General features: G+C 63.4%; 10 protein-coding genes, 1 tRNA gene and 1 pseudogene. 5 read left to right on the forward strand and 7 right to left on the reverse strand.

Features of this window, described 5'->3' with window-relative positions:
- Positions 1 to 27 precede the first annotated feature (27 nt).
- Entirely contained in the window at positions 28 to 663 is a 636-nt protein-coding gene (locus HQ394_RS17930; RefSeq protein WP_190261335.1) for an ankyrin repeat domain-containing protein, read from the reverse strand.
- Between the two features lie 412 nt (positions 664 to 1,075).
- Here HQ394_RS17930 and HQ394_RS17935 point away from each other — a divergent pair, with 412 nt between their 5' ends.
- Positions 1,076 to 1,708, forward strand: a complete 633-nt coding sequence (locus tag HQ394_RS17935; RefSeq protein WP_190261336.1) for a hypothetical protein — start codon at positions 1,076 to 1,078, stop codon at positions 1,706 to 1,708.
- Here the strand turns inward: HQ394_RS17935 and trmFO are convergent.
- The 3 genes from trmFO to uvrA all read right to left on the reverse strand — a co-directional run bounded on the left by trmFO (position 1,705) and on the right by uvrA (position 7,613).
- Positions 1,705 to 3,099, reverse strand: coding sequence for a methylenetetrahydrofolate--tRNA-(uracil(54)-C(5))-methyltransferase (FADH(2)-oxidizing) TrmFO (trmFO, locus tag HQ394_RS17940; RefSeq protein WP_190261337.1), 1,395 nt, complete (start codon positions 3,097 to 3,099; stop codon positions 1,705 to 1,707). The genes HQ394_RS17935 and trmFO overlap by 4 nt on opposite strands.
- The gene (locus HQ394_RS17945; protein ID WP_190261338.1) at positions 3,096 to 4,487 is read right to left on the reverse strand and encodes a TrkH family potassium uptake protein; all 1,392 of its coding nucleotides are present in this window, start codon (positions 4,485 to 4,487) and stop codon (positions 3,096 to 3,098) included. The genes trmFO and HQ394_RS17945 overlap by 4 nt, the downstream gene beginning before the upstream one ends.
- Positions 4,488 to 4,763: 276 nt before the next feature.
- Positions 4,764 to 7,613, reverse strand: coding sequence for an excinuclease ABC subunit UvrA (gene uvrA, locus HQ394_RS17950; protein ID WP_190261339.1), 2,850 nt, complete (start codon positions 7,611 to 7,613; stop codon positions 4,764 to 4,766).
- 270 nt (positions 7,614 to 7,883) lie between these two features.
- Here uvrA and ssb point away from each other — a divergent pair, with 270 nt between their 5' ends.
- The 4 genes from ssb (at position 7,884) to HQ394_RS17970 (ending at position 12,329) form a co-directional block, all read left to right on the forward strand.
- Positions 7,884 to 8,363, forward strand: a complete 480-nt coding sequence (gene ssb / locus HQ394_RS17955) for a single-stranded DNA-binding protein (protein ID WP_190261340.1) — start codon at positions 7,884 to 7,886, stop codon at positions 8,361 to 8,363.
- A 260-nt stretch (positions 8,364 to 8,623) separates the two neighbouring features.
- A complete protein-coding gene (gene gyrA, locus HQ394_RS17960) occupies positions 8,624 to 11,422 on the forward strand; it encodes a DNA gyrase subunit A (protein WP_190261341.1) in 2,799 nt (932 codons plus the stop codon).
- 124 nt (positions 11,423 to 11,546) lie between these two features.
- Positions 11,547 to 12,074 carry a pantetheine-phosphate adenylyltransferase gene (gene coaD, locus HQ394_RS17965; protein ID WP_190261342.1) on the forward strand — a complete coding sequence of 176 codons (528 nt, stop codon included), beginning with the start codon at positions 11,547 to 11,549 and terminating at the stop codon, positions 12,072 to 12,074.
- A 179-nt stretch (positions 12,075 to 12,253) separates the two neighbouring features.
- Positions 12,254 to 12,329 (forward strand) — tRNA-Lys (locus tag HQ394_RS17970).
- Between the two features lie 46 nt (positions 12,330 to 12,375).
- Here the strand turns inward: HQ394_RS17970 and HQ394_RS21355 are convergent.
- From HQ394_RS21355 to HQ394_RS17985, 3 genes and pseudogenes are all read right to left on the reverse strand, one after another.
- A complete protein-coding gene (locus tag HQ394_RS21355; RefSeq protein ID WP_190263395.1) occupies positions 12,376 to 12,753 on the reverse strand; it encodes a tyrosine-type recombinase/integrase in 378 nt (125 codons plus the stop codon).
- Between the two features lie 363 nt (positions 12,754 to 13,116).
- Positions 13,117 to 14,562 (reverse strand): annotated as a pseudogene (locus HQ394_RS17980) (ISL3 family transposase); the annotation flags it as partial.
- 438 nt (positions 14,563 to 15,000) lie between these two features.
- On the reverse strand, positions 15,001 to 16,011 hold the full coding sequence (locus HQ394_RS17985) for an IS110 family RNA-guided transposase (protein ID WP_190261343.1): 1,011 nt from the start codon (positions 16,009 to 16,011) through the stop codon (positions 15,001 to 15,003).
- Positions 16,012 to 16,051: the final 40 nt, after the last annotated feature.

Genomic DNA, 16,051 nt, shown 5'->3' on the forward strand with positions numbered 1-16,051 from the left:
GCCCACGGACGGTAATGCCGGAATCACCTAATTGCTGTCCGCAGGGCCGGTGGAGCCGTAGGCCGGCGTGTGCGGATCAAAGGGATTGGGGCCATCTTCCGGCCGCCAAGCAGTCGTCGTAGCGGTGTTCGCAGCGGTTGGCGCCGTCGCGGCCGCGGTGGTCGCGGATGAAGTGGTAGGGACGGAGGTTACGGGTGCGGGGACCGCTGGCGTCCGCGTTGTCCCCGCATGGGCGACGGGGCTCGCTGCTGCCGGCGTCGATGTTGCCGCCCGTCCGCCCGTGGCGGCAGCGGTTGCCTTGTTGCCCGCCAAGGGAACCGGATTGCCGCCGGCTTGTGTCGACGGTGGTGGTACCTGTTCTGTCTTGGTGTGCTGAAAGTTGCGCACGGAGACCAGATAGTGGGCGATGCGGAAGTATCCCTTGTCCACAGCCAGATCGGCTGGGGTGACGCCCCAGCTGTTGCGCGCCTCCACATCAGCTCCGGCCGCGATGCTTGCCTGCACGGCGCTGAAGTCGTTGGCGTGTACCGCGGTGAACAGCTTGTCGGTCGCCTGGTTATGCGTCGTATCCGCCGGGAGCGGCGCCGCGTAAGTGGCTGAACCGGGCGCTGCGAGGAGCACCATCATCATCGCTCCTGTCATCAACCCTTCGCGTAACCGCATGCGAACCGTCCTCTTCATTGTTGTGGATCACCAATCATAACATATTCAACCATGGTGCCGATTCGCCATCGCCTAAGACAATAAAAAAGTGAACATTGGTGTTCCTGCCGCCACGGAGACTTAACCGGTGGTGTCTGCGCCGGAGCCAGTGCTCGCAGCGGGCGGCTCGCCGGATAGTTGAGGGCGGCAGACTGCCGACCTGCCGGAATGTGGCCGATTCGGCCAATTTGGCGCTCTGCCACAAAGTGCCTTCGGCCGTAGCGATGCTATTGGTGGTGCAGGATCCGTGGCGGCAACAGTTGTTTTGTGTCGGAAAGTGGTCCATCCCGCCACAGGGACAACAATGGTTGCCGCATCGATCGGCAACTGGCATACCTGACGTCAATGATCAAGGGTTGAGCGGAGGTATTCAATGCCAAAGCGGCATGCGCGGCGTATGGTTTGGCTTTCGGTGCTTGTCGCCGGTGTGGCCGTCCTTGCAGTGCCGGCAATGGCGACTCAAGCGTCGCCAGCAGCAACCTCTACGGCGCAGACGCCGAAGGCAGCTGCGGCAAAGCCGGCGCCGAAACCGTCCCAGTCTCACATCGAGGCGTCGGCAAAACCGGTGCCCCAGGTGGCGGCTGCGGCGAAAAAGCCGGCACGCGCGGCGTGTGTGAGTGATCGTGACCTCGCCGCCTTGAATACGCGTGTTCTGCAGACGGAGTTGATGGTGGCGGCGCTCAGTTGCGAGGAGCGGACGCGCTACAACGAATTCATCAACTCCTATCAGAACGTGCTGACCGGCCGCGGCAATGACCTGCGCAGTTTCTTCCAACGCACTGGCGGCGCCCAGGGTACGACGCGGATGAACTCGCTGATTACCCGTCTCGCTAACGATGCATCAAAGCAAAGCCAGATGCAGGCGGATACCTATTGCCAGTTCGCCTCCGACCTGTTTGAGGAAGTGCTGAAGTCGCCGCCTGTCGCCTTGACCACCGTCGCCGACAAGCCGTGGATTCGCGAGCGGCACGGCTACACCGCCTGCACCACCAGCGCGTCCCGCTAACGATCGCTGGCTGCGGCGGTCTCTGCTGTGCCGCCGCAGACCGCATTCCCGGCGGTGAGCCAATCCTCCATGTCCCGGCGGGCGCGGGCACTGAGCGCCTGCCGCCGGTTGGCCTTGCCCTTGACCGGCGCGCCGCTGCCGCCATCAAGCGGCGGAAATAGGCCGAAATTGGCGTTCATCGGCTGAAAGGTGGCTGCAACTGCACCGGTGGTGATGTGTCGCAGCAGCGCGCCAATGGACGTCGTCGCTGGCGGCAGTACAGGCGTGCGGCCATGCCACTCGTCAGCGGCGAAGCGGCCGGCGAGCAAGCCGATTGCCGCGCTTTCCACATAGCCCTCGCAACCGGTGATCTGGCCGGCCAGGCGAATTCGCCGATCGGCGCGCAGCCGCAGCACGTCGTCGAGAACGCGGGGGCTGTTGACGAACAGATTGCGGTGGATGCCGCCAAGCCGGGCGAACTCCGCCTGCTCCAGGCCGGGAATGCTGCGAAACAGCCGGACCTGCTCCGCGTGCTTTAGCTTCGTCTGAAAGCCGACCATGTTGAACAGCGTCCCAAGGGCGTTGTCCTGACGCAATTGCAGCACCGCATAGGGACGACGGCCGCCGTCATGCGGATTGGCAAGGCCGACCGGCTTCATCGGCCCGAACATCAATGTTTCGCGGCCGCGTTCGGCCATGACCTCGATCGGCAGGCAGCCTTCGAAGTAGGGCGTGTCGCGCTCCCAGTCCTTGAACGGCATGGTCTCGGCGGCGGTGAGGGCGGCAACGAAGGTTTCGTACTGCGGGCGATCCAGCGGACAGTTGATGTAATCGTTGCCACCGCCCTTGTCGTAACGGGACTGAAACCAAGCCTTGGTGAAATCGATCGAATGGCGGTGGATGATGGGAGCGATCGCATCGAAAAATGCCAGCGAGTCTTCGCCAGTCAGCCCTTGCAGCGCTTGCGCCAGCAACGGTGTGGTCAGCGGGCCGGTGGCAACGATCACCGACGGCCATTCCGCCGCACCCAGGCTTGCAACCTCCTCGCGGATGATCGTCACCAGGGGGTGGGCGGCGAGAGCGGCCTCCACTTCGGTGCTGAAGCCGATCCGGTCGACGGCCAGGGCGCTGCCCGCCGGGACGCGATGACGGTCGGCAGCGGTGAGGATCAGCGATGACAGCCGTCGCAGTTCCTCATGCAACAGGCCAACGGCGTTGGCGTCGGCCTCGTCGGAGCGAAAGGAATTGGAGCAGACCAGTTCGGCAAGCGTCCCCGTCTGGTGCGCCGGTGTCGATCGCTGCGGTCGCATTTCATGCAGCAGCACCGGGACGCCGGCGCTGGCAAGTTGCCATGCAGCCTCCGACCCGGCAAGGCCGCCGCCAATGACGTGCACCGGCTGTGACGTGCTCATGTTCGCCAAAAGGTTCGGGTGAAGGGAATGACGACCACCAGAATCTCGAGCCGCCCGGCGAGCATTTCAACGCTCAACAGCCATTTGGCGAGCGGTGAAATGGAAGCGAAGGTACAGCATGGGCCAATGACGGATCCCAGTGCCGGGCCGACGCCGCCCAAGGCCGTCGCCGAGGCGCCAAGGCTGCCTTCGAAGGACAAGCCGGTCAGTCCAAGCAGCAGGGCGAAGCTGAAGAACGTCGTAATGTAGACGAAGAAGTAACCGGTAACGCCGGCGCGCACCGCATCGGCGACAGGGCTGCGATTGTAGGTGATGACGAACATACCGTGCGGGTAAATCTGCCGATGCAGCTGCATGCGGATTGTCTGCAGCAGCACATAGAGGCGGAAGGCCTTGATCCCGCCGGCGGTGGAGCCGGTACACCCACCGGCCAGCATCAGCGCCAGCAACAGAATGGACGGAAACCCGCCCCACTGGTTGTAATCCTGTGAGGTGAAGCCGGTGGTGGACATGATCGAGACGACGTTGAACGTCGCCTGCCGCAGGGCTTCGAGCAGGCCAATGCCCTGGCGCACCACCAGCCACACCGTAAGCACAAGGCTGGCGGCGATGATGATGCCGAGGAAAAGCCGGACCTGCGAATCCTCAAGGATAGAATTCACGCCGCGACGCACCGTATCGATGAGGATAACGAATGGTAGCGCACCCAGCACCATGAGCACGACGGCAATCCATTCGATGCTCGCACTCTGAAAATAGCCGAGGCCGGCGTCATGGGAGGAGAAGCCGCCGGTGGCGACGGCGGCCATCGAGTGGCCGATGGCATCAAAGGTCGACATGCCGGCGGCACGAAAGGCGATCGCACCGAGGATGGTCAGCAGCAGATAGACCGCCCCGACCTTCATCACCACGTCGATCATCCGCGGCACGAACTTGCCCGACTGCGCCGACAGGTCGAGAACGAACAACTGCATGCCACCGATGCGCAGGAACGGCAGCACAAGAACCGCCAGGGTGACGAAGCCGAAACCGCCGAACCAGACAATGAGGAAGCGCCACATCAGCAGGCCGCGCGGCGCGGTATCGAGACCGACGATCACCGTTGAGCCGGTTGCGGTCGCACCCGACATGGTCTCAAACATCGCATCGGTATAGGAGAGGTGAAAACTGGAAAAGACGAACGGCAAGGCGCTGAGGCCGACGACGACGATCCAGGTCACCGGTGCGGCGAGAACCACCTCGCGCAAACTCATCGCGTAACCATGGCGGCGGAAGGTGAGCGCCATCGCCATGCCAATGAACAACAGAATGGCCGCGCAACTCAGGAAGACGTGAAAATCAGTGTTGCCATCAACGTAGTCGATCAGCGCCGGTATAAACATCGACATGGCGACGAAACAGACGATCGCGCCTGAGAAAAACAAGATGGAGCCGACATCGAAGCCAAAGATGTCCCGATAATACCGTGCCGGATCATGGGCCCGCGGGATCGTGATCGGGCCACGATGGTCGTGGGACGTCTGGGATTCACGTCGTCTCGGCGTCATCTGTCGCCCGATGTGTCGATGTTTGTTCTGCAGCGTTGAGCCGGTCCATGCATTCATCACCGTGTAACATGCATGAAAGCCCGAACATAGGCTCGACGCTTGCCGATGCCGGCTGGCTCACGCGCGCAGCCGGGTACGGTTGCGTTGCAGGTACGGCGCCAGATAGCGACCGGTCTCGCTCTCCACATTCGCCGCCACGTCCTCCGGCGAGCCTACGGCAACGAGCTGGCCGCCACCGCCGCCGCCTTCCGGGCCAAGGTCGATCAGCCAGTCGGCGGTCTTGATCACCTCCAGGTTGTGCTCGATGACAATCACCGTATTGCCCTGATCGACCAACGCCTGCAGGACTTCGAGCAGCTTGCGGACGTCTTCGAAGTGGAGGCCGGTGGTCGGCTCGTCAAGGATGTACACCGTCCGCCCGGTGGCGCGGCGCGACAGTTCCTTCGCCAGCTTCACTCGCTGTGCCTCGCCACCCGACAGCGTGGTCGCCTGTTGGCCGAGATGAACATAGCCGAGGCCGACGCGTTGCAGCGTTACCAGTTTGTCGCGGATCGCCGGCACCGCCTTGAAGAACTCGGCGGCCTCTTCCACCGACATTTCTAGCACGTCGGCGATCGACTTGCCGCGAAAGGTGATGTCAAGCGTTTCGCGATTGTACCGCTTTCCCTTGCAGGACTCGCACTGGACATAGACGTCCGGCAGGAAGTGCATTTCGATCTTGATCACGCCGTCGCCCTGGCAGGTTTCGCAGCGACCGCCCTTGACGTTGAAGGAGAAGCGACCGGGGCGGTAGCCGCGCGCCTTCGCCTCGGGCAGTGCGGCAAACCAGTCGCGGATCGGGGTAAAGGCACCGGTGTAGGTGGCCGGGTTGGAGCGTGGGGTGCGCCCGATGGGGGACTGATCGATGTCCACCACCTTGTCCACCGCCTCCAGCCCGTCGATTCGGTCGTGGGCGCCGGGGTGCTCGCGCGCGCCGTGCAGCCGTCGTGCCAGGGCGCGATAGAGTGTTTCCAGCACCAGGGTCGACTTGCCGCTGCCGGAAACGCCGGTGACGCAGGTGAAGGTACCGAGGGGAAAAGCGACGGTCAGGTCTTTTTTGAGATTGTTGTCGCGGGCGCCGACTACGGTGATTGCCGCAGCGTCCCCGGGCGTCCGCCGCCGCGTCGGCAGCGGAATGTCGCGCAGGCCGCTCAGATACTGACCGGTGATGCTCTCGGGATTGCTCATCACCTCCTCCGGCGTGCCGTGGGCAATGATGCGACCACCGTGGACGCCGGCGCCCGGCCCCATGTCGATCAGGTGATCGGCGGCGCGGATCGCCTCTTCGTCGTGCTCAACGACGATGACGGTGTTGCCCAGATTGCGCAGGCGCTTCAGCGCCGCGAGCAGGCGGTCGTTGTCACGCGAGTGCAGACCGATGGATGGCTCGTCCAGGACATAGAGGACACCGGTCAGCCCTGAGCCGATCTGCGAGGCCAGCCGGATGCGCTGGCTCTCGCCGCCGGACAGGGTCCCCGATGTCCGGGCGAGTGTCAGATAGCTGAGGCCCACGTTGTTGAGAAAACCCAATCGCTCGTTGATCTCGCGCAGGATGCGNNGGGCGATTTCCTTCTGCTGCGTTGTCAGGCTGGCATCGATCGCCTCGAACCAACGTCCGGCGTCGGCCACCGATAACTCGGTGATGGTGGCGATGTCGGCGCCGCCGATCTTGACGCACAGCGCCTCCGGCTTCAGGCGCTTGCCACCGCAGGTGTCGCAGCGGGTAATGGTTTGGAACCGCCCCAACTCTTCGCGCACCCAGGCGGAATCCGTCTCTTTCCAACGCCGCTCCATGTTGGGAATGACGCCTTCGAAGGGTTTACGGACCTCGTAGCTGCGGACGCCATCTTCGTAGTTCAGCGCGATCACTTCGTTGCCGGATCCGAACAGGATCACCCGCTGCACCGTATCTGGCAGCGCATTGAACGGCGTGCCGAGGGAAAAACCGAAGTGACTGGCGAGGCTGTCCAGCGTCTGTCGGTAGTAGTGTGATGTGGAGTTGGCCCAGGGTGCCACGGCCCCGTCGGCCAGCGCCAGTCGCCCGTCGGGGACGACGAGTTCGGGATCGAAATACATCTCGGTGCCCAGACCGTCGCAGGCGGGACAGGCACCGGCCGGATTGTTGAAGGAAAATAGCCGCGGTTCGATTTCATCGAGAGTGAAGCCGGAAACCGGGCAGGCGAACTTGGCCGAAAAGGTCGTCCGCTCGCCACCGTCGGCGTTCTCGGCGATCACCAGGCCGTCGCTGAGCGCCAGTGCCGTTTCCAGGCTGTCCGCCAGCCGTTGTTCTGTACCGGCGCGAACGACGATGCGGTCGACCACCACCTCGATGTCGTGTTTCGTCTTCTTGTTGAGCGCGGGAACCGCGTCGATGTCGTGCAGAGTGCCGTCGACCTTGACCCGCTGAAAGCCACGCTTCTGCAGATCCTGCAGGTCCTTGCGATACTCGCCCTTGCGGCTGCGGACCACGGGAGCGAGCAGGAGAAGCCGCATCCCCTCCGGCATCGCCAGAATGCGGTCAACCATCTGGCTCACCGTCTGGCTTTCGATCGGCAGGCCGGTCGCCGGCGAGTGGGGGATGCCGACGCGAGCCCATAGCAGCCGCATGTAATCGTAGATCTCGGTGACGGTGCCGACGGTGGAACGGGGATTGCGCGAGGTCGTCTTCTGGTCGATGGAGATCGCCGGCGAGAGGCCCTCGATCGAATCCATGTCCGGCTTCTGCATCAGCTCGAGAAACTGTCGCGCATACGCGGAGAGTGACTCGACGTAGCGGCGCTGTCCTTCGGCGTAGATAGTATCGAAGGCGAGCGACGATTTGCCGGATCCGGACAATCCGGTGATGATGGTCAGCCGATCGCGGGGGATCTCCACGTCCACGTTGCGGAGGTTGTGCTCGCGCGCTCCCTTGACGATGATCTTATCCATTAACCGCCGTGACCTGCCTGCCGCTGCTGTTGCGCCATCGAACGCGGCGGGAAACCTTCCCTATACTCCCGCGCCGCGCCGCGGGGTAGGGGGCGTTCCGGCACGTCCGCCGCTTCCTTTCGTTGCCGGATGCGATTCCGCATGGCGAGTTAGGTGAACTTCCGGCTAAAGTAGAGAACGGCATCGGCGTAGAACCCGCAACGGCGGGCAGGCGACGCAAGGGCCGCCTCCACCACAGCGCGTCAACTGCAACAACCCGCGGCATTCCCCATGGCTGGTTCGGTCAACAAGGTCATTCTCGTCGGCAACCTCGGTCGTGACCCCGAGGTGCGGCAACTGCAGGACGGCAGCAAGGTCGTCCAGTTTTCCGTGGCCACGTCGGAGCGGTGGAAAGACCGCGGCTCCGGTGAGATGCGTGAGCGGACGGAGTGGCACCGGGTGGTCATCTTCAACGATCGCTTGGCCGAGGTGGCGGAACGCTATCTGCGCAAGGGCTCGAAGATCTATCTGGAGGGCTCGCTGCAGACCCGCAAGTGGACCGGCAACGACGGCCAGGAGCGGACGACCACGGAAGTGGTGCTGGGCCGCTTCAAGGGCGAATTGACCATGCTTGATGGTCGCGGTGACGCAAGTGGGATGGGCAGCGGCGCCGGCGGTGGGGCAGACATGGGATATCAGCCGATGGACCCGGCGCCAGCCTCGTCGGGGAGGCGGGCTGCGCAGGATCTGGACGACGAGATCCCCTTCTAGGGGACGTCAGCCGCAAGGCCGGCGCGGTCGAATAGCAGACCTGCGAAGTCGTCGTTGTCCGGATGGTGTTCGCTGCACAGAACTGGCCACCTTTGCCTTAACAGCAGGTGAGTGCCTCGCAAATCGACGGGCTCCCATTCCGGAGCCTCAATTGTTGTGACCGAAGAGGCATGTTAGTGTCAGTTTTTCGACCCACTGTGCGCGATACGCCACGGCCAATGCAGCAACAACGAGAGAGGTGTAGGTGATCAACGGCGCCGATGACGGTCCCGGTTTCNGAACTGACGCCGGTTGCAATCGAAGAGGAGATGCGGCGCTCGTATCTCGATTACGCCATGAGCGTGATCGTCAGTCGCGCTCTCCCGGACGCTCGCGACGGACTGAAGCCGGTACAGCGGCGGATCATCTACGCCATGTACGAGAACGGCTACACGCACGACAAGCCGTTTCGCAAGTCAGCGAGAATCGTCGGTGACGTGATGGGTAAGTATCACCCGCACGGTGACTCGGCGATCTACGATGCGCTGGTACGGATGGCGCAGAGCTTCGCCATGCGGCTGCCGCTGATCGACGGTCAGGGCAACTTCGGCTCGATGGACGGCGACCGGGCGGCGGCCATGCGTTACACCGAGGCGCGTCTGGCCCGGTCGGCGCACGCGCTGATCGAGGATATCGACGAAAACACCGTCGATTTTGAGCCCAACTACGACGACTCAGATACCGAGCCGACGGTTCTGCCGGCGCGCTATCCCAATCTCCTCGTCAATGGCGCCGGCGGCATCGCCGTCGGGATGGCGACCAACATCCCGCCGCACAACCTGGGCGAAGTGATCGATGCCTGCTGTGCGTTGATCGACGATCCGATGATTTCCATCAACGAATTGATGGAAAAGCATATTCCCGGCCCTGATTTCCCCACCGGGGCGATTGTCCTCGGTCGCCAGGGGATCGTCTCTGCCTACCTCAATGGTCGCGGCTCGCTGGTAATGCGGGCGAAGACCCGCTTCGAGACGCTACGCAAGGAACGTGCGGCGATCGTCGTCGACGAGGTGCCGTATCAGGTCAATAAGGCGCGGATGGTGGAGATCATCGGCGAGGCGGTGCGCGACAAGAAGATCGAAGGCATCTCCGACCTGCGCGACGAGTCCGACCGCGACGGCATCCGGGTGGTGATCGAACTGAAGCGCGATGCCGAACCGGAGGTGGTACTCAACCAGCTCTATCGCCACACGCCGCTGCAGACCACCTTCGGGATGACGCTCCTCGCCCTCGACGGCCGCCGGCCGCGGACGATGACGATCAAGGAATTGCTGGAGGCCTTCCTCGTCTTCCGCGAGGAGGTCATCCGCCGGCGCACCACCTTTCTCCTCCGCAAGGCGCGGGAGCGGGCGCATGTCCTGGTCGGCCTCGCCATCGCCGTCGTCAACATCGACGAAATTATCGCCACCATCCGTCGCTCTCCCGACCCCGCGGCGGCGCGGTCGGCGCTGACGGCGCGCGGCTGGCCGATTGGCGACGTGATGCCGCTCATTTTGCTGGTGGAGGAAGCGAAGCCGGGCGAGGCGGAGCGGACGGAGTACTGGCTGTCGGACGAGCAGGCGCGCGCCATCCTCGATCTGCGCCTGCACCGGCTGACCGGCCTCGAACGGGAGAAGGTCGGCGACGAACTGCGCACCCTTGGCGCGCAGATTGCCGAATACCTCGGTATCCTCGGTTCGCGGGCGACACTGCTGGCGCTGATGCGCAAGGAACTGCTGGAGATCAAGGCGCAGTTCGCCAACCCGCGGCGGTCACTGCTGGTTGAAGAAGAACCCGGCGCCAGCGACGAAGACCTGATCCAGCGCGAGGACATGGTCGTCACCGTTACCAACACGGGCTACATCAAGCGGGTCCCCTTAAGCACCTATCGCGCCCAGCGGCGTGGCGGTAAGGGCCGCTCGGGCATGTCCATCCGCGATGAAGACTTCGTCAGCCAGGTGTTCGTCGTCTCGACGCACCAGCCGGTGCTGTTCTTCTCCTCCGCCGGACTCGTCTACAAGCTGAAGGTCTACAAGCTGCCGCCGGGAACACCACAGTCTCGCGGCAAGGCGATGATCAATCTGTTGCCGCTGCAGCCGGGCGAAACGATCACTGCCCTCTTGCCGCTGCCCGAAGACGCGGGACGCTGGGCGGAACTCTACGTTATCTTCGCCACCGCCAGCGGCTACGTCCGGCGCAATTCGCTCAGCGATTTCTTCAACGTGCCGAGCAGCGGCAAGATCGCGATGAAGCTCGATCCGGGCGACCGGCTGGTGCGGGTCCGCACCTTCACCGAAGCCGACGACATCTTGCTGTTCACCCGGCACGGCCAATGTATCCGCTTCGCCGTCGGCGAAGTACGGGTGTTCAGCGGCCGCACCTCCACCGGCGTGCGCGGCCTGAAGCTTGGGCCGTCCGACGCGGTGATCAGCATGAGCGGGCTGTTCCATGTGGAAGCGGATGCCAGCCAGCGCGACGAATACCTGCGCGCCATCAATGCCCGGCGCCGGCTGCTCTCCAGCGACTACGCCGGCAAGGAGGAGGAGCGGGCGCGTGATGAAGCGCTTGCGAGCAAACTCGACCATCCCGAGTTCAGCGACATGGCGGAGCGGGAGGAGTTTCTGCTTACCGTTACCGAGGACGGCTTCGGCAAGCGAACGTCGTCCTACGAATACCGGATCACCGGCCGTGATGGCAGCGGCGTCAATGCCATCGACCTGTCGCGCCCGGGCGGCGAGACCCGGGTGGTGGCGGCCTTCCCGGTCTTCCCCACCGATCAGATCGTCATGGTGACCGAGACCGGCCAGTTGATTCGCTGCCCGGTGAAGGACATCAGCGTCATGGGACGGACGGCGCGCGGCGTTAAACTGTTCAACATGACCGACGCAGATCGGGTGGTGTCGGTCACCCGCATCCGCGATGTGGAAGACGGCGGCGAGGGCGAGGATGCCGACGCCAGCGGCCCGCTTGGCAGCGATCCCAGCGGCGGTGATCCCGGTCCACTGTTCCGCGAGCGGCAGGGCCCGCCGGATCCGCAGTGATCATCGTCGATGCAAGGCGCGTGATGTTTGAAAACAATAAAAAGCGAAAAGGCAGGCTCGAAGGGGGCGATCAGCATGACTAATCCAGGCGTCCGGGAAGACGCCGCGGGAGGAGAATAAGACGTTGAGTATAGCGCGCGTCGGGGTTTATCCCGGCACCTTCGATCCCGTGACCAATGGTCACCTCGACATCATCGCCCGCGGCACGCGCGTGGTCGACCAGCTGGTGATCGGCGTTGCCGCCAATCCCGGCAAGGGACCNGTTTTTAGCCTCGAAGAACGGGTGGAGATGTTGGAGGAGCAGGTTGCCAAATTGNNCAATGGCGATGGCACCCGAATCCAGATCCGTTCCTTCGACAACCTGCTGATGCATTTTGTTGTCGAGCTGGGGGCGTCGATGATTTTGCGTGGCCTGCGTGCCGTTTCGGACTTCGAGTACGAATTCCAGATGGCGGGGATGAACACGCGGCTGAATCCGAAGGTGGAGACCATCTTCCTGATGGCGTCCGAACGTCAGCAGTTCATCGCCTCGCGCTTCGTCAAGGAGGTGGCGGTTCTGGGCGGCGACATCCGCTCCTTCGTGCCGGCGGAGGTGGAGCGCCGGGTGTCGGAGAAACTGGCGGGGCAGCACCAGTTTCAGGCGGTCTTCTAAGCCTCATTGTGGCGGCGGCGGGGACGGCACCGTCGGCGGCGATGGACACGATGAAAGAACGGCCTTGACGTATCGCCGCGACCGCAGGCAATACCATGTTCAGGGCCCGGGTCGGGCAGGGGAGGAATCCCTTGCCTTCGCTGTCGGCAAGTGCAGCGGACGGTCCGGGGGAAGTGCGAGGGCGCGTAGCTCAGTCGGCAGAGCATCTGACTTTTAATCAGAGGGTCGTGGGTTCGAATCCCGCCGCGCCTACCAACATCAAGGGGTTACGAAAGGGTTTCCAACTTTTCCGACCACTTTCCTAGCTTGTTTGCGACTTCGTTCTGTTTCTGTACGACTCCAGCGTGTGGATAGCGGCTTTCGCCATCTCCGAGTTTCGCGGAAGATACGTTTCCAAGACCGCCTTCGTGCGCTCCAACTGGTGCCCAGTGATCGCAGCAATCTGCGGAATCGTGCAGCCAGCCTCTGCGAGACGTACGACCGCGGAGCATCTGAAGTCGAGAAACTGAAGATCCTTCAGGCCCGCTTTATTGGCTGCGCGTCTAAACGCGTGCCGAAAATAAAATGCTTTGTAGGGCTGCTTTGTCTTTTCCAAGACAACAATATGGGTGGATGTTCTCTTGGTTCGGTCAAGTAATGCCTTGAATTCAGCGGTGACGGGAATGGAAACTATTATGATTGTTTTTTTTTTTGAGTGTTATCACCTGTCCTTCATATTGATGCCAAGTTATGACCAATATATCTGACTGATGCTGCCCAAGGAAAAGCCGAACTTTAGACCTAGCTCAAGGGACCGTCGATCATCTGACCTCGCAAGCTCAGAGAATATTGCGATATCACGGTCTGTCCACTGCTGCTGTCTGGGCGGCCCGCTCCTCATTCGAGGTGATGACGCTGGGTTACGATCCAAAAATCCTTCTTCTACTGCAAACCCCAAGAGAAGACTCAGGACGCGAATTACAGCATTGGCCTTTGCCGGCGTTGAATCGGCATGCAATAAGGGCTCTGACGCAATTTTGGTGCAGCGGGGGTCAAAGCCGGCGCCAATGAGCCGGGCTTCAAGCAGGTCGAGCTTGGCACGGCCGTACATCTGGCGTTTGACGAGCTTGAGCTTGGTGATCTGCCCTTCGGTCTGGCCGTTTGACCAAGCTGACGCGATTGCGGCGGTGACGGCGGCCTTGTCCTTGGTGACGCCGTTGGCGAAGGGCGCGACGAGGCTTGCCCGGGCCCGCTCGAGCCATGGATCGAGATCCGCCTCGGCCTTCTTGCGGATCATGGCGTGAAAGGCGGCGATGGTGACGGTTTCCGACTTTGTGAGCGTATCGCGGCCGGTGGTCATGAGCCGCGTGATGGTTCTCGCGGATGGAACGCGGTGCAGGCTCTCGGCGTCCGCCTTGTCGGCGCGGAGACGACGGGTGGCCCTTTCGGTGACGACCCGGAGCGAACCGCGAAAGCCAAGGGTCCTGAGGTGCCGCCATAGGTCGGCGCCGTTGCGTTGTCCGGCCGCCCATTGCGCGTCGAGCCATGGAAGATGAAGTTCGAGCGAGCTTTCGCGCACCCTGAATACATCCGACCGCTGACCTCGCAGCACTCTGCGGACGAGGCCGCGACTATGTCCCGTGAGGCGCACGATCTCCTTGATCGAGGCTCCCTTCTCGGCCTGNNCGAGAATGGCGGCGTTGGTGTCCTCGCGCCGCAAATAGCCTTCATACTGGATGCGCTCGGCGGCGGTCAGCAGGTCGGGATTAATCGTCGTGGCGCCGACCGCCGATCGGATCTGACGCATCGACTTGCGCACTGCGTCGAGGAAGGCCTGGCTGGCATTCTCCATGAGATGCCAACGATCGGCGACCTGGGTAGCCTGCGGCAACGCATTGGCCGCCGCCAAGGCGTAACCTCCGCCGCGGTCGCGCGTGACGATGGCGATCTGTGGCTGGTCGGCCAGCCAAGCCTGCGCGGTGGCAGGTTCTCTGTCGGGCACGAGACTGATCGGCCGGCGTCGCTGGAGGTCGCAGATGATTGTCCCGTAGCGTTGGTTCCGCCGCCACGCCCAGTCGTCGATGCCGATCACCGTCGGCGGAACGAAGCGCGCACGGCCGCGCCGGCGCACGACCCTCAGCAACGTGTCATTGCTCACCGGCAGCATGAGCCGATGCGCGAAACATGCCGCCGGGCGCCCGCCCAGGGCAAGTCCGAGGTGGTGGACCACATAGTCGAGCCGCGCCGTTCGTCGCGCCCACGGCGCCAGCACAGCGTCATCGAAGCGCTCGGTGAAAATGCGGCACGAACACAGAACTGCGTCACAGCGGAAGCGCCGCGCAACAACCACGAGCCGAACCGGCCGGCCCGCTAATGGCAAGTCAGCCAAGCGTCGGAGGTATCGACTGTGGATACGCCCGGGCGGTGCGCCACATCCGGGATAGCAACTGGACTTGCCACTGTGGCGGGCGGTGATTATGGTCATCGCGCCATCACAGACGAAGCTCATCACCTCAAAGCCGGGCGGGACGAGGGCCGAGACTCGGAGAGCTTGNNCTGCATCACGTTGGTTCCTCTGTGAAACCAATGCGATACAGCGCCCCAACTTCATCAAAATTGAGTCAGAGCCCCTTTTGAACGCCGATCCAGGGTCCCGTTTCCGCACGATGACGTAATTGCGGTCTGAGTTCGCCTGTAGAACGTGTGTGGACGGCCCCCTGGGTGCAAGGGGTGAGGGGGAGAAAATCTGATCTGGTGCGATGGCAGTCGTGTGTCCGGCCTGTTTTGCGCGGCACGATGTCCGCTGGCCCAGATGGGTTCCGCGATCCACGCCCAAACGGATGGGCGGCCTTGATGGCCACCGGGCTACCCGGGCTCTTTAGATCGTCGGCTCGACCGATCAGCATCTCTCCGTCCTCAGCCCTGCACCTGCGGCATCAACGAGTGGTCAAGCGGTTGCCGGCTGGCGATACGCCTCTCCACTCGTCATCATCGCCCAGACGATGCGCGCCATCTTGTTGGCCAGGGCGACCGCCGCGAGCTTGCGCGGCCGCCTTGCCAGCAAAGCGATCAGCCACGCCGAGGCCTTTCCCGGCTTGGCCTGTCGGATCACCGCGGTCGCTCCCAGCACCAGCAACTGGCGCAGCCGCTCGTCGCCGGCGCGGCTGATCCCGCCCAGCCGCGTCTTGCCGCCGGTGGAATGCTCGCGCGGAGTCAGCCCCAGCCAGGAGGCGAAATGCCGCCCCGACTTGAACTGGCTGAAATCGACCCGCAGCACCAGGCTCAACGCGCCGATCGGCCCGATCCCCGGCACCTCCGCCAGCATCTTGCTGGTTGGCGTCTGTTTGTGTTGCGCCACCAGCCTGGCGTCGACTTCGGCCAGCCGCGCATCCAGCCGACCGATCTCGGCGCCCAGCAACGCCAATGCGTCCCTCGCCGGCGTCGGCAGCTCCGCGTCCTCTGCCACATCGGCCAGCAGCTTTGCCACGCCTTGGCGGCCAAGGCGGGCGACATGACCGAACTCGGCCGCGTGTCCGCGCAGCGCGTTGACCAGCTGCGTGCGTTGGCGCACCAGAAGCTCGCGCACCGACAGCAGCATCGCGTTGGCCTGCTGCCTCGCCGACTTGACCGCGACCTCGCGCATCTCCGGCCGGGCCGCGGCTTCGCTGATCGCCTCGGCATCGTTGCGATCGTTCTTGCCGCGCTTGACGAAGGGTTTGACGTATTGCGGCGGGATCAACCGCACCGTGTGGCCGAGCCCAGCCAGCACACGGCCCCAGTGATGCGAGCCGCCGCAGGCCTCCAGCACCACCTCCATCGGCGGTCGGCGCGCGAAGAATGGCACCATGTCCTGGCGGCGCAGATTGCGTCGCAGCACCGCCCGCCCGTCGGCATCCGTGCCATGCAGGGTGAAGACGGACTTGGACGTGTCGATCGCAATGCGGGTAATCTCGGTCATGGACGGCTCCTGTTCACTTTGACAGCGAACCTTGGCACCA

It is taken from the genome of Defluviicoccus vanus (genome assembly GCF_014672695.1).
GTDB lineage: Bacteria > Pseudomonadota > Alphaproteobacteria > Rhodospirillales > Defluviicoccaceae > Defluviicoccus > Defluviicoccus vanus.